The 24,717-nt window shown below is 53.9% G+C and carries 18 protein-coding genes; 15 read left to right on the forward strand and 3 right to left on the reverse strand.

Translation table 11 applies throughout. The features are described from left to right. Positions 1 to 53: 53 nt before the first annotated feature. Positions 54 to 1,136: a tyrosine recombinase XerS gene (xerS, locus tag ABID47_RS04545; protein ID WP_354495056.1), complete on the reverse strand. Its 1,083-nt coding sequence runs from the start codon at positions 1,134 to 1,136 to the stop codon at positions 54 to 56. A gap of 184 nt (positions 1,137 to 1,320) precedes the next feature. Here xerS and ABID47_RS04550 point away from each other — a divergent pair, with 184 nt between their 5' ends. Together ABID47_RS04550 and ABID47_RS04555 are read left to right on the forward strand one after the other, a co-directional pair. After that, positions 1,321 to 1,809: a GNAT family N-acetyltransferase gene (locus ABID47_RS04550; protein WP_354495057.1), complete on the forward strand. Its 489-nt coding sequence runs from the start codon at positions 1,321 to 1,323 to the stop codon at positions 1,807 to 1,809. Positions 1,810 to 2,002: 193 nt separating this feature from the next. Beyond that, entirely contained in the window at positions 2,003 to 2,893 is an 891-nt protein-coding gene (locus ABID47_RS04555) for an aldo/keto reductase (RefSeq protein WP_354495058.1), read from the forward strand. Between the two features lie 158 nt (positions 2,894 to 3,051). On the opposite strand, the gene ABID47_RS04560 is transcribed toward ABID47_RS04555, so the two are convergent. After that, positions 3,052 to 5,391: a helix-turn-helix transcriptional regulator gene (locus ABID47_RS04560; RefSeq protein ID WP_354495059.1), complete on the reverse strand. Its 2,340-nt coding sequence runs from the start codon at positions 5,389 to 5,391 to the stop codon at positions 3,052 to 3,054. Positions 5,392 to 5,801: 410 nt separating this feature from the next. On the opposite strand from ABID47_RS04560, the gene ABID47_RS04565 reads away from it, so the two are divergent. From ABID47_RS04565 to ABID47_RS04580, 4 genes are read left to right on the forward strand one after another with little or no spacing between them, the layout of a single operon-like run. Continuing rightward, entirely contained in the window at positions 5,802 to 6,791 is a 990-nt protein-coding gene (locus ABID47_RS04565) for an ABC transporter permease (protein ID WP_354495060.1), read from the forward strand. A 31-nt stretch (positions 6,792 to 6,822) separates the two neighbouring features. After that, positions 6,823 to 7,710 (forward strand): carbohydrate ABC transporter permease, encoded by an 888-nt coding sequence (locus ABID47_RS04570; RefSeq protein ID WP_145158854.1) that lies wholly within the window; start codon positions 6,823 to 6,825, stop codon positions 7,708 to 7,710. Positions 7,711 to 7,749: 39 nt separating this feature from the next. Continuing rightward, complete coding sequence (locus ABID47_RS04575) at positions 7,750 to 9,282, forward strand: extracellular solute-binding protein (protein WP_354495061.1); 1,533 nt, start codon at positions 7,750 to 7,752, stop codon at positions 9,280 to 9,282. 33 nt (positions 9,283 to 9,315) lie between these two features. Further along, the gene (locus tag ABID47_RS04580; RefSeq protein WP_354495062.1) at positions 9,316 to 11,094 is read left to right on the forward strand and encodes a glycoside hydrolase family 35 protein; all 1,779 of its coding nucleotides are present in this window, start codon (positions 9,316 to 9,318) and stop codon (positions 11,092 to 11,094) included. A 174-nt stretch (positions 11,095 to 11,268) separates the two neighbouring features. Here the strand turns inward: ABID47_RS04580 and ABID47_RS04585 are convergent, their stop codons facing one another. Beyond that, positions 11,269 to 12,351 (reverse strand): GntR family transcriptional regulator, encoded by a 1,083-nt coding sequence (locus ABID47_RS04585; protein WP_354495063.1) that lies wholly within the window; start codon positions 12,349 to 12,351, stop codon positions 11,269 to 11,271. Positions 12,352 to 12,871: 520 nt separating this feature from the next. On the opposite strand from ABID47_RS04585, the gene ABID47_RS04590 reads away from it, so the two are divergent. From ABID47_RS04590 to ABID47_RS04630, 9 genes are all read left to right on the forward strand, one after another. After that, the gene (locus ABID47_RS04590; protein WP_373309561.1) at positions 12,872 to 13,789 is read left to right on the forward strand and encodes an ABC transporter permease; all 918 of its coding nucleotides are present in this window, start codon (positions 12,872 to 12,874) and stop codon (positions 13,787 to 13,789) included. A 12-nt stretch (positions 13,790 to 13,801) separates the two neighbouring features. Beyond that, on the forward strand, positions 13,802 to 14,698 hold the full coding sequence (locus ABID47_RS04595) for a carbohydrate ABC transporter permease (protein ID WP_354495064.1): 897 nt from the start codon (positions 13,802 to 13,804) through the stop codon (positions 14,696 to 14,698). 81 nt (positions 14,699 to 14,779) lie between these two features. Further along, the gene (locus ABID47_RS04600) at positions 14,780 to 16,411 is read left to right on the forward strand and encodes an extracellular solute-binding protein (protein WP_354495065.1); all 1,632 of its coding nucleotides are present in this window, start codon (positions 14,780 to 14,782) and stop codon (positions 16,409 to 16,411) included. Between the two features lie 61 nt (positions 16,412 to 16,472). Continuing rightward, the gene (locus tag ABID47_RS04605) at positions 16,473 to 18,098 is read left to right on the forward strand and encodes a hypothetical protein (RefSeq protein WP_354495066.1); all 1,626 of its coding nucleotides are present in this window, start codon (positions 16,473 to 16,475) and stop codon (positions 18,096 to 18,098) included. A gap of 67 nt (positions 18,099 to 18,165) precedes the next feature. After that, positions 18,166 to 19,791 (forward strand): hypothetical protein, encoded by a 1,626-nt coding sequence (locus tag ABID47_RS04610; RefSeq protein WP_354495067.1) that lies wholly within the window; start codon positions 18,166 to 18,168, stop codon positions 19,789 to 19,791. Positions 19,792 to 19,863: 72 nt separating this feature from the next. Next, entirely contained in the window at positions 19,864 to 20,715 is an 852-nt protein-coding gene (locus ABID47_RS04615; protein ID WP_354495068.1) for a sugar phosphate isomerase/epimerase family protein, read from the forward strand. A gap of 5 nt (positions 20,716 to 20,720) precedes the next feature. Further along, on the forward strand, positions 20,721 to 20,924 hold the full coding sequence (locus ABID47_RS04620; RefSeq protein ID WP_354495069.1) for a hypothetical protein: 204 nt from the start codon (positions 20,721 to 20,723) through the stop codon (positions 20,922 to 20,924). Next, on the forward strand, positions 20,917 to 23,961 hold the full coding sequence (locus ABID47_RS04625) for an alpha-mannosidase (RefSeq protein WP_354495070.1): 3,045 nt from the start codon (positions 20,917 to 20,919) through the stop codon (positions 23,959 to 23,961). The genes ABID47_RS04620 and ABID47_RS04625 overlap by 8 nt, the downstream gene beginning before the upstream one ends. Before the next feature lie 42 nt (positions 23,962 to 24,003). Continuing rightward, positions 24,004 to 24,672 carry an SGNH/GDSL hydrolase family protein gene (locus ABID47_RS04630; protein WP_354495071.1) on the forward strand — a complete coding sequence of 223 codons (669 nt, stop codon included), beginning with the start codon at positions 24,004 to 24,006 and terminating at the stop codon, positions 24,670 to 24,672. Positions 24,673 to 24,717: the final 45 nt, after the last annotated feature.

Here is a 24,717-nt window from a genome sequence, read left to right on the forward strand (position 1 = left end):
TGATGTACCGGATGCGGCAGTGCTGTTTTTTATGGTGACCTCGCCTAAAGCCGTTACGGTTCCAGCCTCCGCTCAATCGCCTCGGACATCGTTTTGTCCGTGAGATGGGCGTAAACCTCGGTCGTTTCGGTGGAGGCGTGGCCGAGCTGTTCTTTCGTTTTGTAAATATCGTTCTGCAAATAATAGTCGGTGGCGAAGGAATGCCGGAGCTTATGTACAGTGAGATAAGGCTTGCCGAAACGCTTGGCATACTTGATGATCATCGCCTGGATCGCCCGTTTGGTCATGCGTCCGCCTTCCTGATGCCCGTTCGGAAGCGCTGCAAACAGCGCTTTTTCCCGCTTGGGCACCTTGTATCTGGACTGACGAAGGGTAAGGTACTGGGCCAAATCATCCCTTGCCTGCTCGCGGAAATAGACCGGGGTCTTGAACGTCTCGTCGTTATTGCCCTTCCGGTACACATACAGCATCTTGTTGTTCATGTCCAGATCATCGACATTCAGGTTAACGACCTCGGACACCCGAAGTCCCGAATTCAAAATCAGGCTGGCAATGCAGGCGTCGCGTTCCTTATTCAGCTCATGGGCGTGGAGCGCCTGCTTGTTATTGGCGACATCCTTGGCGTAGCCGTCCATAATATAACCGATAAACTCCAGCAGCTCGTCTTCCTCGAGGATCTTCCCTTTCAGCTTGGCGGCCGTGTCTTTCGGTTTGTGGATCCGTTTGATCTCTACTTTCGCCATAATGTTGCGCTTCAGGAGCGGATAAAAGTTGTCATCCTCGGCAATTTGGCTTAAGTAATGAAACAGGGAGCGCATGGAAGAAAGCTTGCGGGAGACGGTAATTTTGGAGTTGGCACTCTCCCGGCGGGTCGTTAAATACAAGCGGTAGCTGACGACGTCTTCCATCCTTAGCACCTCCAGCTCTTCCAGCGTTACCTTGCCGTTGTCCGGCGCAGCGGACAATCCTTCGGCCCGGAGCCAGTTGAAGAACGTTTCGTAATCCCGGATATATTCAAGCAAAGTGGACGGCGACAGATCAGGCAGCTTGTAATCGATAAATTGCTGGACGTACCAAGGCATGGTCAGCACTTTGTCGTCGAGCTTTCTCCGGTCTTGTTCCTTTTGAACGTTCATCGTCATCCCTCATCTTTCCTTTTCTTCGTATCTTTTTATATTAACACAATGGGCGAACAGATGTCCGCTTCAATTGCGTATATGTCAGGGAATCCGTCCGCGTATAACCTTGCCCGTCCGTTGACAAAGTTATATAGTGGAAATGAAATCAGGATCGTGAACAGGAAAATAGGAAGGTGAAGTTATGGAGTTCAGGCTGGACCTGGTTCCCCACAAGCGCAGGCAAGTTATCTACAATTTGATGCAGCTGTATATGTACGATTTTTCCCGCTACCAGGATATCGTGGTGGATGATAACGGCAAGTTTCCCGAATACCCGGGAATCGATGAGTACTGGCGCAGGGGAACCGGCAAGCATGCTTTTTTGATTTCTTACGACAAAGTGCCGGCCGGTTTTGCGCTGGTGGACCGGTTGTACGACCCGATCGAAGGCGACTTTTACATGACGGAGTTTTTTATTATGCAAAAATACCGCCGCACCGGCATGGGAACCTGGGCTGCGAAGGCGCTGTTCGATCGGTTCAAGGGCAGATGGAAGGTGACCCAGATCAAAAACAATCTGCCGGCCCAGGCCTTCTGGCGGAAAGTGATCGGCAGCTACACGAACGAGCGGTATTCGGAAAAGGTCCACCCGCAGTATGGCAATATCAGCCAATATTTTAGCAGTTTATAGATGGATCTGAATACATAGGCTCTCGTTGGCAGGGAAATCGAGCATTTCTTGAATCGGAACGGGCCGGGGAGGAAAAACCGTCAATGCCAGCGGTTTAGCAATCCTCCGCTTTGGGTAAACATCTCATATACTGTGTAAATGTCACTTCGTATCTATGAACGCATCCAATTATGAAACCAGGGAGGATTTCATTATGGAAAGACGGGCATTCGGCAAGACAGGCATGGAAGTGAGTATTTTGGGCTTTGGCGGCGCGGAGATTGGCAAGGAAACGGACCTTTCCAAAGTCGAGCAGCTGCTGGGCAGCGCGCTTGATGCGGGACTGAACATGATCGATACGGCGGAGTGCTACGGCGACAGCGAGGAGCTGATCGGCAAAACGATGGCGAACCGCCGCAGCGAATATTATTTATTCACCAAGTGCGGACATGCTTCCGGCTTGGAGTATAAAGATTGGGACCCTGAGCTGCTGGAGAAAAGCATCGACCGCAGCCTGAAGCGGCTGCAGACCGATTACGTCGACTGTATCCATCTGCACAGCTGCTCGGAGGACGTGCTGAGACAGGGCGCGGTGATCGAGGTGCTGCAAAAGGCCAAGCAGCAGGGGAAGACACGGTTTATCGGATACAGCGGCGATTCGATTGACGCATTGTATGCAGTGCAAACCGGCGTGTTTGACAGCTTGATGGTGTCGCTCAACATCGCCGACCAGGAAGTGATCGACCTGACGCTGCCCGAAGCGCGTAAGCGGGGAATGGGGATCATCGCCAAGCGGCCGATCGCCAACGTAGCCTGGATTTACGACAAGCTTCCCGAGAACGCCTACCCGTATCAATACTGGCAGCGGCTGAAGGAGCTGCAGTATGACTTTCTGCAGGACAACGAGCAGGCGGTGGCGGATGCCCTTCATTTTACGCTGGATACGCCCGGGGTGGATACCGCGATCGTGGGAACGAACAAGCCCGGACGCTGGTCGCAGAACGCTGAGATGCTTGCAAGCACGAGCCTGAGCCATGATAAGTACCAGGAGATCCGGGCGCGCTGGAAGGAAGTGGCCCCGCGGGACTGGGTGGGTCTGACGTAAAGTAGACCAGCCTGACGTAAGGCTTCCCGGGGCTAAACGGCTCATGACGAAGCACTATTCACCTTAATGAATTGCCCGATAGAGAAGGCTCCCTCTGGAACACTTCAAGTTCCGGAAGGGAGCCTTTTTTGCATGCCCGGAGACCGGGTAAACCACTCTTATTCAGCCTTTCCCAGCTTCGTTTCGCTAAATTGAAGACGGTACTGCCCAGGCGTCATTCCCTCAAGCTTTTTAAACATCCGGTTAAAATACGGCGGCTGATAGCCTACAGATTTGGCGATTTCGTTCATTTTGAGGTCGGTCGTTAGCAGAAGCTTTTTGCAGCGGCTGATTTTGAGTGCCGTTAAATAATCAATGTAATTCGAGCCGGTCATTTGGCGGAACGCCTTGCTGAGATGCGACACGCTGACTCCGGCTTCCATGGCGAACGTCTCGAGGGAGATATCGCACATGTAATTGTCGTGAATGGTTGCCAGCACCTGATCCACGATATCCTTCATGGCATGCTGGTAGCTCTTGGACAGCATGTCGATGTACGGCCGAATGACCCGTTTGCCGAACCACTGGATACACGCCTCGGAGTCCCTCAGCGTCCTCAGCTCCTCTTCCAGCTGGACGCCGTCAAATATGGCGTACGGGTTATGTCCCGATTGCAGCATGGACCGGTACAGGCTGCTCTTAAGGCGCATCAGTCCCTGGTGGACGACCCATTCCGGCGCGCCTTCATTTTTCAGAGCGGTCACGAACCGCTCCAGGATGTCGGCTGCCTCGCGTTCCAGCCCGAGGTTCAGCGTATGCGTAAATTCCTGCTCCAGATCGTATGGAAAATCGACTTCGGGATTGGCCTGCTCAAGCACGGCGGTTGCATCCAGCAGCTGGCTCTCCGACGTAAACGTGCGGTAGCTGAGCGCTTTGCGCGACTGTTCCAGCAGGAAAGGGATGTCCATCCACAGCGGCGCCGGGCCGTTCACGACGATTGTCGACGGCATGCGCAGCACATGCTCCAGCGCGCGGAGCATATCCCCGCCAAGCCGGAGCAGTTCATCCCGCGCATCCATAGCGGAGGTTTCCGGAAATATCAGCACCGCGGCAATCGAACCGTCGAGCAAATCGAGCGTATGCACATAGGCGGCCGATGCCTCCGACATTTCGCCGACGATGTTGATGGCCGCGTAGGTGATGAGCTGGCTGTCCTTTTCTGTCAGGGGAGCCTTGTGACCGTCAAGTCCGTGCAGCTGGCAGACCACGACCGAAAACAGGCAGCCTGTCACGTCGAGCTGCAGGGCGCGAAGCTTTTCGGTCATTTCCGTCTCTGATAAATGGGCGGCTTGTCCCAGCACAAACTGGTTGATCAGCGCTTCCCTGACTTTGGGAGTGGATTGATCCAGCCGGCTCTGCAGCGACTCGTTGGCGAACCGGTACTGCTGCCATTTTGCCTCGATATAGGCCATTTCGTCGGACGGGTCGGCGTCTTCATCCGTTTTGCCGTCCCTGACCAGATCCATGACTTTGCGGAACGGCTGATAGAAGCGGTTGGACGCAAACCAGCTCAGCCCGAGCGCGGCGATGAGAGACACGATCCAATAGACGACCACCACATGCGTATAGGCACTGTTGGGCGCGGTGACTTTGGATGACGGGGTACCCGTCACAAAGGTCCAGATCTGGTTCATTTTTTCAAAAGAAACCGCATTCATGAGGAACTGCTCATGATCCGCACGGATTTGAAAGCGCGACTGGCTGTCATACGTGCGCTTGGTCGAGCCGAGCTGTTCCATGATCCGCGGCAGAAGCTCGGGATACGATTTGGCGGCATCCGACTGACCAATGACGACGTCGCTGCCATCGAGAACATAGGCGGCCTGGTCGGGGGTCACGTTCAATTGGAGCATGGCCGGGTTGACGTAGAGGACGAGCGCCCCGTAAGAGGTTTGGCCGTTAAAAGGCAGCTTCATGACGATTGCGTGTTTGGAGCCGCTGCGCCCGAACGGCCGGGTGAGATGATTCGTCCAGAAAATGCCTTTATCCCCGTTCATGAGACTGTTCCAAACGGCACGATCCGCCGGATCGTCCAGCGTGCGCAGGCCGAGGACCGGCTGCAGCAGCACATTCTGCTTCGGTATATACAAATAAGCCTGATCGATCAGCGATTCCCCGTTTTCGATCAGCGACATCGTGTCCAGCAGTTCCTGGGTCTTTTCGAACTCATCGACATAGTTCATGTCAGCGATCGCAGGCTTAAAGATGGGGTTGGCCATCATATGCAGGGCGTATTGTACCAGCTGGGCGAACTGGCCGTCGATTCTGCGCACGGATTCCCGCAGCATGATCTCGTTATTTTGCTGATATTGCTGGATCAGGTACCGGTTGCCGACATACCCGCCAATGCAGCTGACGATCGTGATCGGAATACAGGTCAGCAGGATCGCAAGCGCGATGCTTCTCCAGTATACGGTCCCTTTCGATGCGAACCTTTTCGCCAAGTAGTCTCTCAACATGGTATCCACTCCCGCTCGTTTGCTTCCGCACTGAATCTTGATCATGACGATAGTATGTTTATCATAACGAACGGCAGCGGGGTTGAATAGACCTGTAACCCATGAATTTCCGCCAGTCAAAAAAGTGCAATCCCCAGAAACGGACACGCGGAAATGATTGATCGAAAGCGGCCTCAGCCGCTTCGATTAAAGAATTGGGCATGACCATGGGTGTGGCGCCTGTTCTAGCGGGAAAGAAAATCGAATTGCCGGAAATCCGGCCGCTCCCTAACATGATTCACATAAGCGGCCACAGGGCGGCAGGCTCACAACCTCCGGATGGATATCAACCCGGGCAGCAGCCAGCCATCCCGATTGCCGTGGACCGGCAAGCAGGGGACTGACATTTTTGACGAAAGAGAGGGAGCGCGATGAGCGAAACATCGATGGGCGGGCAGTCCGAACGGCGATCCGCCCCGGGGAAATCTGCCCCGCTAAGGGAGATCACGCTGAAGAAGCGGAGGCTGTGGCCGGATCTTCGGCGCGACAAATATTTGTATTTACTGGCCATGCCGGGGCTGCTGTTTTTCATTATTTTTAAGTACATCCCCATTACGAATCTGGTCATTGGCTTCCAGGATTATTCCCCTTACCTGGGGATCATGGGCAGCAAGTGGGTCGGATTTGAGCACTTTGTCCGCTTTTTCTCCAATCCCGATTTCTGGATGCTGCTCCGCAATACGCTGGGCATCAGTCTGATGAATCTGGTGTTCTTCTTCCCGGCTCCGATTATTTTGGCCCTGATGATGAACGAAGTGAGAAATCAGATCATGAAGCGGTCGGTTCAGTCGCTGATCTATATTCCGCATTTTCTGTCCTGGGTGCTGATTTACGGGCTGACGTATTTGATGTTCTCCCAGTCAGAAGGGCTGATCAACAAGCTGCTGGAGGCAAGCGGGAGGAGCACCGTCGATATGTTATCGAATCCGCATTATTTCTGGGGCATGCTGACGGTTCAGTCCATTTGGAAGGAAGTAGGGTGGGGTACGATCATCTTCCTCGCGGCGATCGCAGGCGTCGATCCCCAGCAGTATGAAGCAGCTGTCATGGACGGTGCCGGGCGGTTCCGCCGGATGTGGCATATTACGCTGCCCGCGATGCGCAATGTCATTATGATCCTGTTCATTTTGCGTCTCGGCACGATTATGGATACCGGCTTCGAGCAGGTGTACCTGATGATGAACGCGGCGGTAACGGAGGTGGCCGAAGTGTTCGATACCTATGTATACCGGGTCGGCATTCGCCAAGGCGAGTTCAGCTACAGCACGGCCATCGGCCTGTTCAAATCGGTCGTCGGCGTCGTCCTGGTCGTCCTTGCGAACAAGGCCGCTAAACGCCTGGGTCAAGACAGCTTGTATTAAAGGTAAAACTTCGAAAGGAGAGTTGCAGCGGATGGAACTGTCCCTGACCTGGAAAGACCGCTTGTTCAGCCTGTCCAACGGCGGGCTGCTGATTCTGTTCAGCCTGGCCATGGTGTTTCCGATTTATTATACGATTGTGCTTTCGTTTACGGATCCGACGGAGTATTATACGAGGGATTTGATTTTGTGGCCGCATCACTGGTCGCTGGACGCGTACCGCTATCTGCTCGGCAACGGCTTGTTCGTCAATTCGGTGCTGATCAGCCTGTTTCTGGCTACCGTGGGCACGCTGCTGAGCCTGCTGGTGACCGGGGGACTGGCCTATGCCATCTCGGTCCGCCGGCTCCGGTTCCGCAGGACGATGATGGTCATGATCCTGATTACGTTTTTGTTTACGCCGGGACTTGTGCCGCTGTACATGGTGGTCCGAAACCTCGGCCTGATCGACAGCGTCTGGTCGCTGATCTTGCCGTCGCTGACGAGCGGCTGGTACGTGCTGCTGATGAAAGGCTTCTTCGACAGTATCCCGGACAGCCTGGAAGAGGCCGCGCGGATCGACGGCTGCACCGAAATCAGCGTGTTCTGGCGGATTATCATTCCGTTGTCGCTGCCGGCGGTGGTCGCTTTCGGGCTGTTTTTTGCGGTGGGGTACTGGAACACCTATTTCAACGCGATCATGTTCATTAATGAGCAGAACAAATGGCCGCTGCAGGTGCTCCTGCAAAATATGCTCGTCGATCCGACGACGATGGGCGGCGGCGAGAACGCCAATATCAGCGTTACCATGAACCGGCAGATGCCGACGGAGACGCTCAAAATGGCCGCGGTAGTCATTGCGACGATTCCGATTATGCTCGTATATCCGTTCCTCCAGAAGCACTTCGCCAAAGGGGCGATGGTGGGCTCGGTCAAGGAATGAAGATATATAACAGGGTAAATCCAAAGGAGGTTATTCTCTATGAAAAGACAAGCAGAACAGAGAGCAAGGCATTGGTTCATCAAAACGCTCGTTGTGGCGGTGGGCACCAGCCTGCTGCTGTCCGCCTGCGGCGGCGGGGGTAAAAGCGGTTCGGCGGATTCTTCGGCCCCGACCAAGATACAGATGCAAACACTGAATTACGCGACCGAGTTTATCGACAATACGAATCCGATCTGGAGGGAATTTGAGAAACGCACGAACACACAGCTGGATATTACCTGGCTGTCGCCGACAACGTCCGAGGAGAAAATTAATGTCATGCTGGCATCCGGCGATCTGCCGGAGGTGACGTTCGTGGAATCGCTGCTGAATCCGCAGCTGCAAAAAATGATTGGCCAAGGCGTGTTCTGGGATCTGACCCCGTTCATCAAGGAATACCCGAACCTGAGCCAGCCCGCGCTCGCCGAAATGTGGACGGATTCGAAGGTCGACGGCAAAAATTACAGCATTCCCCGCTATTACCCGAGCTATGGAGGAGGGGCGTTCCCGATTTTGCGCAAGGATTGGATGGACAAGCTGGGACTGCAGACCCCGACCACCATGGACCAATTTTTCGACGTGCTGAAGGCGTTCAAGGAGAAGGACCCGAACGGAAACGGCCAGGCGGACGAAATTCCATATGCCGCCAACAGCGATACGATGGGCTTTGTGTATGGAGTGTTCAACGGCGTGCAGGGTGCCTGGAAGCTGAAGGATGACAAGCTGGTGCCGACGATTACGGAAGACGCGTCGCGGGATGCGCTCCTCTGGATCAAAAAAGCGTATGACGCCGGACTGTTCCCGAAAGATTTCGCGATCCTGAAGTACTCCCAGACGGTCGACCTGATCCGGGGCGGCAAATCGGGCGGCACGTCGCAGTCGATGAACCACGCCTGGGTGACGGGCTCCAAAATCAGGGAAGTGGTGCCGACGGCCGATTACATGCCGATTACCTATCTGCAAAACGCGGAAGGGGAAAAATATACGCCATCCGGATCGCCGTATTACGGCGTGTACCTGATCCCGAAAAAAGTGCCGGAAGCCAAGGTGAAGAAAATCCTTGAATTTTTCGATTTCGCGTACGGCAAGGAAGGCAATGAGCTGGCAACTTATGGCATTGAGGGCGTCGACTACACGGTCGAGAACGGCCGCAAAATCCCGACGCCTCAGGCAGCCAAGGACCAGGTGGGCGACGGCAACATGAACAATCTGATCCACCTCATCAGCGACGATATGTCGATCGGAGCGGTCGGCATGCCGGACGACGTATACAACCGTAATGTGGAAATCGTCAATGAGCGCAAACAAATCAAAACACCAAACCCGGGCAACGAGCTGTACTCCGAAGCCTACAATAAATACTATCCGGAAATTTCGAAAAAAGTGAGCGATATGCGCACCAAAGTGATCATCGGTAAGGATACGATCGAAAACTACGACAAGCTCATCGAGCAGCTCCGCAGCGATCCGACGCTGAAACAGGTTGCGGATGAGATGACAGAGGCTTATCATAAAAAAATGGAAAGCCAGTAACCTCCAAATTCCATTCATGAGAGAGGCGAAACGATGAGTGTACTAAGCGTTCAAGGAAAGCAGTTTGTGTGGGACGGCGAGCCCATCCGCCTGGTTTCCGGGGCGATCCATTATTTTCGGGTCGTTCCCGAGTATTGGCGGGACCGGTTAACGAAGCTGAAGGCTTGCGGCTTTAACACGGTGGAGACCTATGTGGCCTGGAATATCCACGAGCCCAGAAAAGGGGAGTTCGTGTTCGATCACGGGGCGGATCTCGTCCGCTTCATCGAAACGGCCGGTGAACTTGGCCTGCATGTCATCGTAAGGCCCAGCCCGTATATTTGCGCCGAATGGGAGTTCGGCGGTCTGCCCGCCTGGCTGCTCAAGGAACCGGGCATCCGTCTGCGCTGCAATGACCACCGGTATTTGGGCCACGTCGATGCTTATTATGACGTGCTGATTCCGAAGCTGGTTCCGCTGCTTAGCACGAACGGCGGGCCGATCATCGCGATGCAGATCGAGAACGAATACGGCAGCTATGGCAATGACAAGGCGTATCTGAACCATTTGAAGAAAGGGCTTACATCCCGCGGCGTGGACGTGCTGCTGTTCACCTCGGACGGGCCGGGAGATTTTATGCTGCAGGGCGGCATGGTGGAGGGCGTGCTGGAGACGGTCAACTTCGGGTCCCGTGCGGTTGAAGCCTTTCAGGAACTGGAAGCCTATCAGCCGGACAAGCCGTATATGTGCATGGAGTTCTGGAACGGATGGTTTGACCATTGGGGCAAGCCGCATCATACCCGCGATGCGGCGGATGCTGCGCGCGTGTTCGAGGACATGCTGGCGGCCGGCGCTTCGGTCAACTTCTATATGTTCCACGGCGGGACGAACTTCGGCTTTTACAACGGCGCGAACTGCGGGGAAGAAGGGTACGCGCCGACCGTCACCAGCTATGATTACGATTCCCCGCTGAACGAATGGGGAGAGCCGACAGAGAAATTTTATGCGGTCCGGGATGTTCTATCGAAGTACGTGGACCTGCCGGAACTGCAGCTTCCCGATCCGATCGAGCGGAAGAGCTACGGCGAGGTCCGCCTGACCGACCGGGTCGACTTATTCGACTCGCTGTCTGACCTGTCTGACGCGGTGGAGCGGGCTGTGCCGGAAACGATGGAGCAGCTGGATCAGGACTACGGCTTTATCCTGTACACGACCTTCGTCTCCGGGCCGCGCGGCGAAGCCGACCTGATCCTGCAGGAGCTGCGGGACCGTGCACTCATTTTTGTCGACGGGGAGTACCGGGGCGTCGTGCAGCGCTGGGATGAGCAGCGCAGCCTGAAGCTGACGATTCCGGCCGGCGGCGCGAAGCTGCAAATTTTGGTGGAGAACCTCGGAAGGGTCAATTACGGGCCGTACATGCACGACCCGAAAGGGATTACCGAAGGGGTCCGGTTAGGCAACCAGTTTTTGTTCGGATGGACGATCCACACGCTTCCGCTGAACAACCTGGACCAGCTGGCCTTTGTTCCGCATCTGAAGGAAGAAGGTGCCGCCGGCTTGGATGCTGCAAGCCACAATACCCCGACATTTTACAGAGGCACCTTTGAGGTAAGCGGAACCGCCGATACCTTCTTGGACGTCACAGGCTGGACGAAAGGCGTCGCTTATATTAACGGGTTTAACCTCGGCCGGTACTGGGAGGTTGGGCCGCAGTCCACGCTGTATATCCCGGCACCGCTGCTGCGCGAAGGCCGGAACGAAATCATACTGTTCGAGCTGCACGGTACGCGGCAGCCGTCCGTCACGCTGGCGGATCAGGCAAAGCTGGGTTAAAGCGGACAAAGTTAATTCCTGCAAGAAAGAGCAGCATGACATGAACTTATCATATAGATCAGGATCATCGTCTCCTGAACGGGAAAAGGGAACGGCCTTAGGCGGCCGTTCCCTTTTTGATTTGTGGTTAGCTCAGTTCATTATGTGAAAAATTCATAATAGAAAAGCAGAGCGTCATGGCTCTACGTTGGACCGGATCGACTCGCGGATGACGAGCTCCGTGGACAGCAATATTTTTTTGGATCCGCCGGACATGTCGTTGCTGCTCTCAAACAGCAGTTTTGCCCCTTCATAGCCCAGCATCTCGAAGGGCTGATTGACGGTGCTCAACGATACTTTGGCATATTTCGAGCTTTCTACGTCATCGAATCCCATGATCGATATTTGCTCCGGAATGCTGACCCCTTCCTGCGTAAGCTGCCCGATCACTTCGAGCGCGCGTCTGTCGTTGACGCAAAACAGGGCGGTGAGCTCGCCTCTCTGAATTTGCTGCAGCAGCTTCGCATAATCTAATTCCCGCTGAAGAAACAAGACATCGTCATCCGGCCCGAGCGAGGCGTCTGCCATGGCATGGCGGTATCCGTTGTACCGTTCGACCTCGGTGCTCAGATGAAAATCATAGGCGGCGAAACCGATCTTCCGGTGGCCCTGGGCGATTAAATACGCAACAGCCTCATAAGCGCCGTCATGGTTATTGCATGTAATGCAGTTGACCGGATAACCGGCAGGAAAGCGGTCGAGCATGACGAATGGGATCGACTTCTTCCGGATTTCGTTGAGATACTCCCTTGCCGCGTCGGGATTGGCGGAATAAATCAGCAGCCCGCGGTTCTCGGACTGAATCAGCTTCAGGATCAGCTCCCGCTCCTGTTCGACATCATTTTCCACAAATTCAATGATAAGTTTGCATCCCTGCTGGTTCAGAAAGGATTGCACGCCTTTGATAATCTTCATATACGAACTGTCGTACATATCATTGCCGGAAATGATAAAGGTCACGTAATTGGACGTTTGGTTGACTGGTTCCGCCGGATTGGCGACAAAGCTGCCTTTTCCCCTGATCCGGTAGATGACGCCTTCATTGACGAGCTCCGCCAATGCTTTCCTTACCGTAATGGAGCTGACGTCCAGCAGCTTGGAGAACTCCGATTCGCTCGGAATCCGGTCATCCTTGCCAAGCTCGTTATTCTCGATTTGCGACAGTACATAATCTTTCACCAGCTGGTACTTAGGCAATGTTGTATCGTTCTTGCTCATGCAGGGTCACCTCTTATATGGACATATACTTACTTATAACGCCTTGTTTGTTAAATAGTATACCAAGTTGTGCAGACTAACTCAACTTTATTGTATAAATCCGGGTCGAGTAGATGGGGTGTTTATGCGGGTTATCTTGAAAATTGTTGATTTTATCCGTAAATATCCTATTTTCCACGGCGTGAGTGGATAGTATACTAACAACGTTGTATTAAAATCATAAATCTATATATTGACGACCAAATTAGTATGTGTTATTCTTCGCTTAGCATAACAACTCCGGGGAAAATGCATATGGTTTTACCTGCTTGAAGAGTAAGTTTAAGTTTTGTCTTACCATCTTATCCGTTGCAGAGATTTAAGTTTGCACGACTGTTTGAAAGCGTTTCGATCTCGGGGAGAAGGTTTTTAACAGCAAGTGTTGAATGCGCTTTCAAAGGCGGGCGTATCTGATGTGTTTTTCGGTGAAGAACGGCCGGAGTTCAAACGATGACTTGAAGTAACTAGAAAAGGGGTGTTTATGTTGGCGGCAACCAATAAAAAGCGATGGTCCAAACTGTGGAAACACCGATATCTGTACCTGATGGTGTTGCCCGGTATGATCACAGTGCTGGTCTTCAGCTACTTTCCGATGTATGGAATCACCATCGCCTTCAAGGATTACAACGCATCAAAGGGGATTATGGGAAGCCCTTGGGTCGGCTTTAAATATTTCACCACGTTTTTTCATGACCCGATGGCTTTCCGTGTGTTAAAAAACACGCTGCTTTTAGGTCTGTATACGCTGCTGTGGTCGTTTCCTGCACCTATTATCCTCGCCTTGTTATTTAACGAGCTGAGGAACAAGCATTTTAAAAAATTCGTCCAGACCGTTTCGTACTTTCCTCATTTTATTTCAGTGGTGATCGTTGCGGGGATGCTGAAGGACTTTACGGCCAGAGACGGCCTCTTCAACCAAATCATTACATACTTTGGCGGCACCCCGATCATGTTTCTGCTGGAGCCGGGTTATTTCCGAACGATCTTCATCTCTTCCGGCATATGGCAGGGGGTTGGCTTTGGAACGATCATTTACCTTGCCGCTTTGAGCGGGATCGATCCGACCTATTACGATGTGGCGGAAGTGGACGGAGCGAGCCGGTGGAAAAAGATCGTGCACATTACCTGGCCCTCGATCAAACCGACAACGATCATCCTGCTGATTTTCGCCTTGGGCGGAATTTTGGGATCCGATTTTCAGAAAATTATTCTGCTGTATTCGCCTGAAACTTACAGCGTGGCTGACGTCATAGGATCGTATGTTTACCGTCAGGGGATCCTCGGCGCAAGATACGAGTACACCACGGCCATCGGATTGTTTATGTCGGTCATCTCCTTTGTCATTTTGTATATTTCCAATTGGGTCAGCCGCAAAGTCTCGGAGACGAGTTTGTTTTAGGGGGGGATAATCTTGAGAAAAATCAGCTTCGGTTCCAGAGTGTTTGACGCCTTTAATATTTTCATCATGCTGTTGATCCTTGTCGTTGTGCTGTACCCCATTCTGAATATTATCGCTACCTCCTTCAGCAGCGGGAAGTACATCGCAGCGGGGAGCGTTACGATTTGGCCGAAAGGCTTTACCGTACAGGCTTACGCAGACGTATTTAAAGACTCGCTCATTTATAAGGGGTACCTGAATTCCATCCTTTACGCGGTAGGTTCTACCGGTATTATGCTGCTGTTCACCTCGCTGCTGGCTTATCCGCTGACCATTCCCGGATTTGCGGGAAAGAAATTTATCACCATCTTTCTGATGATCACGATGTTTTTCAGCGGGGGCTTAATTCCTACTTACCTGCTCATGCGCAGTCTGCATCTGCTTGACACCGTTTGGGTCATGATCCTTCCCGGCGCGGTTGGAGCTTACAATGTGTTTTTGTTCCGGACCTTCTTTTCGAATGTGCCGGCAGAGCTGAAAGAATCGGCGGTCATGGATGGAGCCAACGATGTCGTCGTCCTGTTCCGGATCGTCCTGCCGTTGTCGAAGGCACTGCTTGCGACATTTGCCTTGTTTGGTTTGGTAGGAAGCTGGAACAGCTGGTTTGAAGCGCTCATCTATCTTAAGGATCAGGATAAGTATCCGCTGCAAATGATTCTGCGAAACTATTTGTTTGCGCTGGATACCAACGCGATCCAAGGCAGGGTAGGTGCCGGTAACGTGGCCATCAATTCTTCGGGATCCTCGCTTGACCCGAAGGCGATCCGAATGAGCGTGATCATCATTACGATGTTCCCTATTATGGCGATTTACCCATTCTTTCAAAAGCACTTTACGAAGGGCGTATTAGTGGGAGCGATTAAGGGCTGACAACATATGTTCACCATGGATGTAAGAGGAAAAATTCTTTTACGCCATATTAAAATAATCAAATTTCAAGGAGGAATTGGGATGGTTAAAAAAGCAAAAATGCTCAGCCTGATCCTGGCTTGCATGCTGGCCTTTTCCGTCACGGCCTGCTCCAAGTCCGACGAGACTTCCAAAGATTCTGCGGATGGCGACACGTTATCTTTTTCCGTAACGCTTCCGTCGAGCGGGGTGGACAACGAGAACAGCATGATCGGCAAGGAATGGAAGAAGCAGATGGAAGCCAAGCTGGGCAAAAAACTGAATATCAAGTTTAATTATATTCCGTCATCGGAATATGACGAAAAAGTAAAGCTCATGATTGCGAGCGACGATTTGACGGATTTTTTCGTCACGCCATTATTTTACGACATCACGGACATGGCTGAACAAGGCCAAATTCTTGAGCTCAGCCAGTATAAGGATTTAATGCCCAACTATATGAACTATCTCAGCAAGGTGAAGAACGGCATGTCGCGTGTGACCAATTCCGAAGGGAAAATGTATTCTTTCAAGGAAACTTCGACGCCCAGATTTCCGGAGGATAAAGGCTTGCTGATTCAAAACGTATCCGCTTACAGATACGATGTATTCAAAGCGAACAACATCAAAATTCCGGAAACGCTGGATGAATTTTATGACGCGGCCAAAAAGCTGAAACAGCTGTATCCCGATAAGTACCCGGTGGATACGAAGTGGAACAGTTTGAGATCGCTCTTCTCCGCGAACCACATCAAGGACGACATTTACTGGGATGGCAGCAAATACGTGTACGGCATTTTTAATGAAGGATATAAAGACGCCCTTCAGTTCGCGAACAAGCTGTATTCGGAGCAGCTGCTGGATCCCGAGTACACGATCGATACAGACGACACGATCCGGAAGAAGGCGATGAATGGCGATACTTTCATGTGGCTGACCCAGTGGTTTACGGAGCCGGGAGATTACACGAGAAATGCGGATGACGGCAAAATATTTGCAGTTTCGCTGTACCCAGACAATCCGAAGTACGGAAAGGCTTGGCAGGAAGCGACGAACGGAAATACCCCGGACCTGGGCTGGGCCACGTTCTGCATCAGCTCCAAAGCCAAAAATCCGGAAGAATTAATCAAGCTGATCGATTTACAGTATTCCGACGAAAACATCAGGCTCGTGACTTGGGGAATCGAAGGAACGACCTACAAAATCGGAGAAGACGGCAATCCGACCTTTATGGATTCGTTTAAAACGGCGAAGGATCCATGGCTGGAAGGGGATAAGTACGGGATCCGGGCAAGCAAAAATTATAACCCGGGTTTGCAAATGGTCAACGATGCCAGAGCATTCGTAGATTTTGCCGCAACGGATTATACCGTATTTAACGGCAAGTATGAGGAAGTCCCGCTTGAAAAGTCGCCTTATCTGACAAGTCTGCCAATGCCGAACAACGATTATGTCCCTTCGTGGTACAGCGAGCCGGCCATCCAGTTCACACCGGACGAAAGCCAGGAAATATCCGAGATCATGAATCCGATCAAAACGTTTGTTACGGAAGAGCAGGCAAAGTTTGTCGCCGGGAAGCAGAGCTTTGACAACTGGCCGAAATTTATCGATCAGGTTAAAAAAATGGGCGATATCGACAAAGTGTTGAAAATTTACAACGACGCGGCCCAAAGAGTCCTGTCCAAAACGTCTTAACGAACAGCATCGAGACCATTCCACCAATGACAAATCGACAAGAAGTCGGGAGGAAGCCGAGATGGTATTGAAGATGAAAATGTGGAAGCAGGCGGGTGCATGGACCTGCGCCGCGCTGCTGTTAGTCACGATGGCACCGGGCGTTACGCCGGCCCAGGCTGCAGGAAGCAGCGCCGAGCAAAAAGCAGGCAGCACGTTGAAAACGGTACAGGAGCCGTTCATGATCAAGGTCGTGGATGCCGAGACGGGCCGGGGCATTCCGCTGGTTGAGCTGAAGACGACGAATAACATTTTGTATTATACGGACAGTGCGGGCGTCGTGGCATTTGACGAACCGGGGTTGATGGATACGACGGTCTTCTTCCATATGTCCAGCGATGGCTACGAAATTCCCGCCGACATGTTTGGCAACCGCGGGCAGGCGGTCGAAGTTACGCCTGGCGGCAGTGTTACGCTGCAGATGAACCGGGTCAACATCGCCGAGCGGCTGTACCGGGTGACCGGCCAGGGCATTTACCGAGACAGTCTGCTGCTCGGTTTGAATACGCCGATTCAACAGCCGGTCATCAACGGTCTGATTATGGGCCAGGATTCCGTGCAGACGATCGAATACAACGGGAAGCTGTACTGGTTCTGGGGCGATACGGACAGACCGGCCTATCCGCTGGGAAATTTCCGCACGACGGGCGCTACGTCGGAGCTGCCGCAAAACGGCGGGCTTGACCCAGATGTCGGCGTGAATCTGAAGTATTTTACCAAAGAGGACGGATTTGCCAAGAGCATGGTGCCTACGCTTCCCGACGGGGGGAATATGGCTTGGATTTTCGGTCTGATGACGGCAAAGGACAGCACGGGAAAAGAGCGTCTGCTAACGGGTTACACGACGCTAAATCCTGACATCGTTGCGCGCGGCATCCTGGTCTTCAACGATCAGACGGAGCAGTTTGAACAGGCCGTCCAGTTCCCTTCCAAGGACGATTGGCGCCATCCTGGAGGTCAGGCGACCTATTACGAGGAGAACGGCAAGGGATACTGGCTGTTTACCGAGCACCGGATTCCGAACTTACGTGTGGCCGCCAGCTACGACGCCATCACCGACTATACCCAATACGAGTCGTTTACGTGCCTGACGCCGGGAGCGGCTTACGACGGCGCGAATACGTCCCTTGAGCGCGACCAGAACGGCAAGCTGGTATGGGGCTGGAAGAAGAACACCCCGGTGCTGACCCAGGATCAAGAAAAAGAATTGATCGGGTTTGGCCTGATCAAGGCGGACGACCCGCGCTACTACCAGCTGAAAGATGCCGATACCGGCGAAGAGGTTTCGCTGGCGCAAAGCTCCGTCGAATGGAATGATTACCGGCAGCGCTACGTCATGATCGGACAGCAGGTGATGGGCAAAACGTCGGTTCTCGGGGAGATGTGGTACGCGGAAGCAGACTCGCCCCAAGGCCCCTGGACGACGGCGAAGAAGATCATTACGCATAACAACTATACCTTCTATAACCCGGCCCAGCACAAGTTTTTCTTCAAAGACGGCGGACGCGTCATTTACTTCGAGGCGACCTATACGAATACGTATACAGACCATACTCCAACACCGCGCTATAACTACAACCAGGTCATGTACAAGCTGAATCTTGACGATCCGCGGCTTGGTCTTGAGCCAGTTCAGAACCGCAAGTGACGGCTGATGCGGAAGCGGACATTATTCGCCGATCCCAATAGGGCACTCCGCCCAGGAGGTAAACGAAATGAAATGGAAGCCTTGGAAAAGCGCGGGCATCTGGACCTGTGTCATGCTGACGGTCATGACGGCGCCGGGCGCCGCGATGGCGGCTCAGGCGGAAGGGAATAGCGCCATGCCGGATGTAAGCAGCGCTAAGAAAATCGTTCAGAAGCCGTTTATGATCAAAGTCGTGGATGCGCAGACGGGTCGAGGGATCCCGCTGGTCGAGCTGAAGACGACGAGCAATATTTTGTACTATACGGACAGCGCCGGTGTTGTGGCTTTCAATGAGCCGGGCTTGATGGATCAAACGGTCTTTTTCCATATGTCGAGCGACGGCTATGAGGTGCCGACAGACATGTTCGGTTACCGCGGCCAGGCTGTTGAAGTGACGCCCGGCGGAAGCGTGACGCTGAAAATGGACCGGGTCAACATTGCTGAGCGGTTATACCGGGTCACCGGTCAGGGCATCTACCGTGACAGCGTCCTGCTTGGCCAGAAGCCGCCGGTCAAGGAGCCGCTCCTGAACGGACTCGTGATGGGCCAGGACTCCGTCCAAACGATAAAGTACCGCAATCGGCTGTACTGGTTCTGGGGCGATACGGACAGACCCGCTTATCCCCTCGGGAACTTCCTTGTGACGGGTGCCACATCGAAGCTGCCGGAAAAAGGCGGTCTCGATCCCGATACCGGCATCGATTTGGATTACTTTACGAAAGAGGACGGTTTCGTTAAAAGCCTGGTTCCCCAGCTGCCTGACGGTGCCGGCATCGCCTGGGTGTTCGGCTTGATGACCGCCAAAGACGGCAGCGGGCAGGAACGCCTGCTCGCCGGTTACAGCACGCACAATCCCGAGCTCAGCGCCTTCGGCATTCTTGCCTTTAACGACGAGAAGAAGGAGTTCGAGCAGGTCGTCCAGTTCCCTTCCAAAGACGATTGGCGCCATCCGGGCGGCCAGGCGGCTTATTACGAGGAGGACGGCAAGGGCTATTGGCTCTTTACCGAACACCGGATGCCGAACCTGCGAGTCGCCGCAAGCTACGACGCCATCACCGATTATACCCAATACGAATCGTTTACGTGCCTGACGCCGGGAACGACTTACAACGGGGCCCAAACATCCCTTGAACGCGGCGCGGACGGCCAGCTTGTATGGGGCTGGAAAAAGAACACCCCGCCGCTCACCCAGGATCAAGAGAAGGAGCTGATCGATGCCGGGCTGATCCATGCGGACGATCCAACCTACTTTCAATTAAAAGACGCCGATACCGGCGAAAAGGTTCAAATCGCTTCAAGCTCTGTCGAATGGAACGATTACCGGCAGCGTTACGTGATGATCGGGCAGCAGACGCAAGGCAAGTCCTCCGTGCTCGGGGAAATATGGTACGCGGAAGCTCCGGTGCCTCAAGGTCCTTGGACCACGGCCAAAAAGATCGTCACGCACAACAACTATACTTTTTATAACGTGGCCCAGCATAAGTTTTTCAATAAGGAGGGCGGCCGGATCATCTACTTCGAGGGCACGTATACGAATACGTTCACCAATCATGTCCCGACGCCGCGTTATAACTACAATCAGGTCATGTATAAGCTCGACTTGGCCAATCCGAAGCTTGGGCTGACGCCGGTCCAGGGAACGAGTGGTTCATAGAGCGCCGGGTTGCTCAGGCAGATTGCAAGGGGATGGAGATTTTTTTCAAACAACAGTGAGGAGGAATATCACATGCTGAAGGGATTGACGCTTGCCGGTTTGGGAGCAGTCGAAAGTGAAGAGAGGTTCATTGAATTGGCGGGTGAGGGCGGTTTTCAAGCGGTTGACATCGATGCCCGGGGATTGATCGAGCGGCTGGGAACAGAGGGGGCTGCGGCTAAGCTTGAACGGCACGGAGTCGTCATCGGTGCGATCGGCCTGCCTGTGGAATGGAGGGCGGGCGAGAATGAGTTCCTCGCCGGGCTGCCCGGCCTGACGGAAGCGGCTGCCGCGGCCCGAGCGCTGGGATGTACGCGCTGTTGCACGTACATTCTGCCATCGACCGACGCCAAACCGGCGCACTTCATGGCGGTCGCCACCCGGCGCCTGCGCATCTGCGCCCAAATTCTCGGCGCCTATGGCATCAGGCTCGGACTGGAATTCGTAGGTCCGCATCATCTGCGGACGGCGTGGAAATACCCTTTTATCTGGACGATGGAAGAGACGCTGGATTGGGTCGAAGCGATCGGCGAGCCGAATGTCGGCCTGCTGCTGGATGCGTATCATTGGTATACGAACGGTCTCTCCGTAGACGACATCGAGCGGCTGCAGCCGCAGCAGATCGTTCACGTGCATATCAACGACGCACCGGATCTGCCGGTCGAGGCCGTGCTGGATAACGGGCGTCTGTACCCTGGGGAAGGCGTCATCGACCTGGAGGGCTTTTTAAGAGGGCTGGAGCGCATCGGATATGACGGTATCGTATCGCAGGAAGTGCTGACGCCGGCCATGCCGGAGGACACGCCGGAACAGCTGATTCGCCGCTCCAAATCCGGGTTCGATCGCGTATTCTCCGCTGCCGGAATCGGTGCGGGAGGCAGATAAGTCCGATGGAGCGGGCGGCAACATCGTATTTTGTAGACGGATACCATGGCGGGATTAAGGGGCATATGCCCCTTGGATCCTGGGCGGATGTGATCCAGCCGTCCTCTCGTGTGAACCTGTCGCTGCAGCATGGTCTCGCCACGCTCCGGTACAGCGGCATCCGCTGCAACCCAGATCAATTCATAGGATGTGATCCGTCATTTGGATAAGAGAAAAGAGATTCTATACCATGTTGAGAAGCTGCTGAAGGATAAAAACCGTTACATTTATAACGTGGTCTCGCCGGTCGATTTTACCTGCTTTGTCACGAAGGAGCGGCTATCCTTCGATGAAATAGAGAGTAAGCGTTTTGAAGCGATCGAGCCGGGCGACCGGTGGGGCGAAGACTGGACGTATGCATGGTTTCACTCATCGGTTACAGCTCCCATGGAAGCCGAGGGCAAACGCTTGGTCATCCGGGCCGATTTCGGTTCGGAGGCGACAGTCTACGTGAACGGAATCGTACGGGGCGCGCTGGATCTTCAGCACCATGACGTGACGTTGACACGCAGCGCTAAGGCCGGCGAGCGGTTTGAAGTCACCGCCGAGGCGTATGCCGGACATTCGGGAATCCAACCGATGTTTGGGGAATCGCAGCTTTGCCTTTTTGAAGAGGAAATCTATCAATTTTATGTCGATTTGGAATGTTTGGTTCAGGTCCGAAATCATATCGATCCGGATTCGCTGCGCGCGGCGGAAATCGACCGCGGTTTAACGGAGGTCGTCCGGACGATCGACTGGGGGCTTGCGAAGGATGCGCTGACGGATAACGTTCGCAAGTGCCGGCAGCGGATGGCGCCGCTCCTGGAATGCGTAAACGGATCGACGGCGCCCTTGCTGTACCTCATGGGGCAGTCCCATCTCGATATCGCCTGGTTGTGGCCGATGGAGGAAACGAAGCGGAAAATCGCCCGGACGATGTCCAATCAGCTTGCCCTCATGGAGGAGTATCCCGATTACCGCTACGTCCAGAGCCAGCCGTACTTGTTCCAGCTTGCCAAGGACCTGTATCCCGAGTTATACGCACGCATCCAACAAGCGGTGGAGGAAGGACGGATCATTCCGGAAGGCGGCATGTGGGTGGAATCCGATACGAATCTGCCCGGCGGGGAGAGCCTGATCCGGCAAATACTGCACGGCAAGCGCTTTTTCAAGGAGGAGTTCGGCAAGGAAAACGAAATGCTGTGGCTTCCCGACGTGTTCGGATACTCCGGCAACATGCCGCAAATTATGAAGGGCTGCGGGCTCCGGTATTTTGCTTCCGTGAAAATGTTCCAGACGTACGAGAACGTGTCGGACCCGTTTCCGTACAATACCTTTCTTTGGGAGGGGATCGACGGCTCGCAGGTGCTGACCCATCTGCTGGATTATGGCGATTTTCCGATTCGAGTCAATCCGTCGTTTCTCATCCGGCAATGGAATGATCGGGTGCAGAAGGACGGCATTGCGACAAGACTCGTACAGTTCGGCCACGGCGACGGCGGCGGCGGGGCGAACCGGGACGACTTGGAATTCCTCCGCCGGCTAGGAAATTTGGAGGGGGTGCCGCGTACGGCGCACGGATCGCCGATCGACTATTTTGAAGATCAGATCGAAAGAGGTGTTCCGGACGCCAAATATGTCGGGGAGCTGTACTATCCGGCGCACCGGGGAACCTATACGACGCAGGCTCAGATCAAGCGGCTAAACCGGAAGGCGGAGGTTGGGCTTCATGAGGCTGAAATGTGGGGTGCCGCCGCCAGCCTGCTTCAGCGCCGGGCCTATCCGTACGAGGAGATGGACCGGTTGTGGAAGAAGCTGCTGCTGCATCAGTTCCATGATATTTTGCCGGGCACGTCCATTCACCGCGTCCATGAGGAAGCGCAGGCAGAGCTGACGGAATTGAACGGGCTCGTCGATGCGATGGCTTCCGGCGCAAGAGAGGTGCTTGCGGGTAGCGGACGTTCCGGTGTTACGGTGTTTAACTCGCTCTCCTGGGCAAGAAAAGAGCTGGTTGCCCTGCCCGAAGGTGTAGAAGGTGTCGCGGACCGGGACGGAAAAACGCTCCCTGTGCAGCGGCATGACGGCAAACGTTACGCCGAAGTCGAGACGCCGTCTGCGGGATGGGCGGCATACACGGTTACTGCGGCTGACGTAACACCGGAAGCGCCGGGACAAGCTGTCCTAGTTGCTGCGAAGTCGCATCTTGAGAACGAATACTTAGCCATTGAGATAAATGAATACGGCGAGATCGTCAGCATCCTGGACAAGGAAACCGGAACGGAATGGACGGCGGGACATTGCAACGCCATGAAGATGTACCGCGATCAGCCTTCGGCGTTCGATGCGTGGGAAATCGACCGCGGCTATCAGGATGCTCCGGTCGCGTTGGATGAGAAGGCCGAAGTCTATGTCACCGCAGACGGGCCCCTGTTTGCTAATATCCGCGTTGAGCGCATGCTTCATCGATCCAAATTAATCCAGGATATCCGGATCCGGGCCGGCAGCCGCCGCGTTGAGTTTCACACGACGGTACATTGGCATGAGAAGAACAAAATGCTGCGGGTCGATTTTCCTGTACGTGTCCATGCGAACGAATCGTTACAGGAAATTCAGTTCGGTTACGTCAAACGGCCAAATCATGCTTCCAGGCCCCACGATGCCGACCGGTTCGAAGTATGCCAGCATAAGTGGGCGGTGCTTGCGGAGACGAACCGCAGCTTTGCGCTGCTGAACGATTGCAAGTACGGGATCGCCGTGCAGGACAACATGATTAGCTTGACGCTGCTTCGTTCGCCGACGCATCCGGACGAAACGTCGGATCAGGGAACGCACAAGTTTACGTACGGATTCTTTGTATGGAACGGGTCATTTCTGGACAGTCCCGTCGTTCAGGAAGCGTATGAGCTGAACTATCCGGTAAGCCTCGTGCACGGTGGAAACCAGGTGGGTCATAAGTCTTTCCTGCAAACGGATCAAGCCAGCGTAATTACAGAGACGGTCAAGCTGGCCGAAGACGGATCGGGAGACTGGATCATCCGGGCCTATGAATGCAAAGGTGCCACCGTATCAAGCGGATTGACCTTTGACCTCCCCGTCAAAACAGCGTACGAAACCAATATGCTGGAGGAAGTGACGGCCGATCTGCCGGTTGCTGAAGGGAAGCTCAAGCTGGATTTCCGCCCTTTTGAAGTGAAAACGATTCGGCTTGTGCTGCTTGATTCGTAGAAGAGGGAGTAGAAGGAACAAAAGATGGGGGGAAGCGCGAAGATGAAGATGGACAAAGGACAGCGCCTGGTCATGATCGGCGATTCGATTACGGACTGCGAGCGGAAATTCCCTTACGGGGAAGGGTTGTTTCAAGGCGTAGGCAAAGGGTATGTGTCGCTCGTGGACACCCTGCTTCAGACGGCGTATCCGGAGCTGAACCTGCGGGTTACGAACATGGGAATCGGCGGCAACACGGTCAGGGATTTGAAAGAAAGGTGGCAGACGGACGTACTGGATCTGAAGCCGGATTGGCTGTCCATTATGATCGGCATCAACGACGTGTGGCGGCAGTTCGACCAGCCGGCGATTCCGGAATCGCATGTGCTGTTGGAAGAGTATGAGCACACTTTGACCGAATTGGCGGAGCAGGTTCGCCCTCGTTTGAAAGGGCTTGTCATCATGACTCCGTTTTATATCGAACGCAGCGCCGAGGACGGGATGAGACGGCGGATGGATGAGTACGGCCGGGCGGCCCGCAGGGTTGCCGATCGCGTCGGTGCGTTATTTGTGGACACGCAAGCGGTGTTTGAGCAGATGTTGGGCTACGTGCACCCTACTGCAATCGCATCGGACCGGGTGCACCCGAGCCTGACCGGCCACATGCTGATCGCACGAGCCTTCCTGCAGACAATCGACTTCGATTGGAAGCGTATGAGCGGTGAGGCTTGACTGCGATAACTGTCAGGATATGAAACAGGAATAGGATCAGAATCA

The organism is Paenibacillus favisporus (genome assembly GCF_040545415.1).
In the GTDB taxonomy this organism is placed as follows: Bacteria; Bacillota; Bacilli; order Paenibacillales; family Paenibacillaceae; genus Paenibacillus_AQ; species Paenibacillus_AQ favisporus.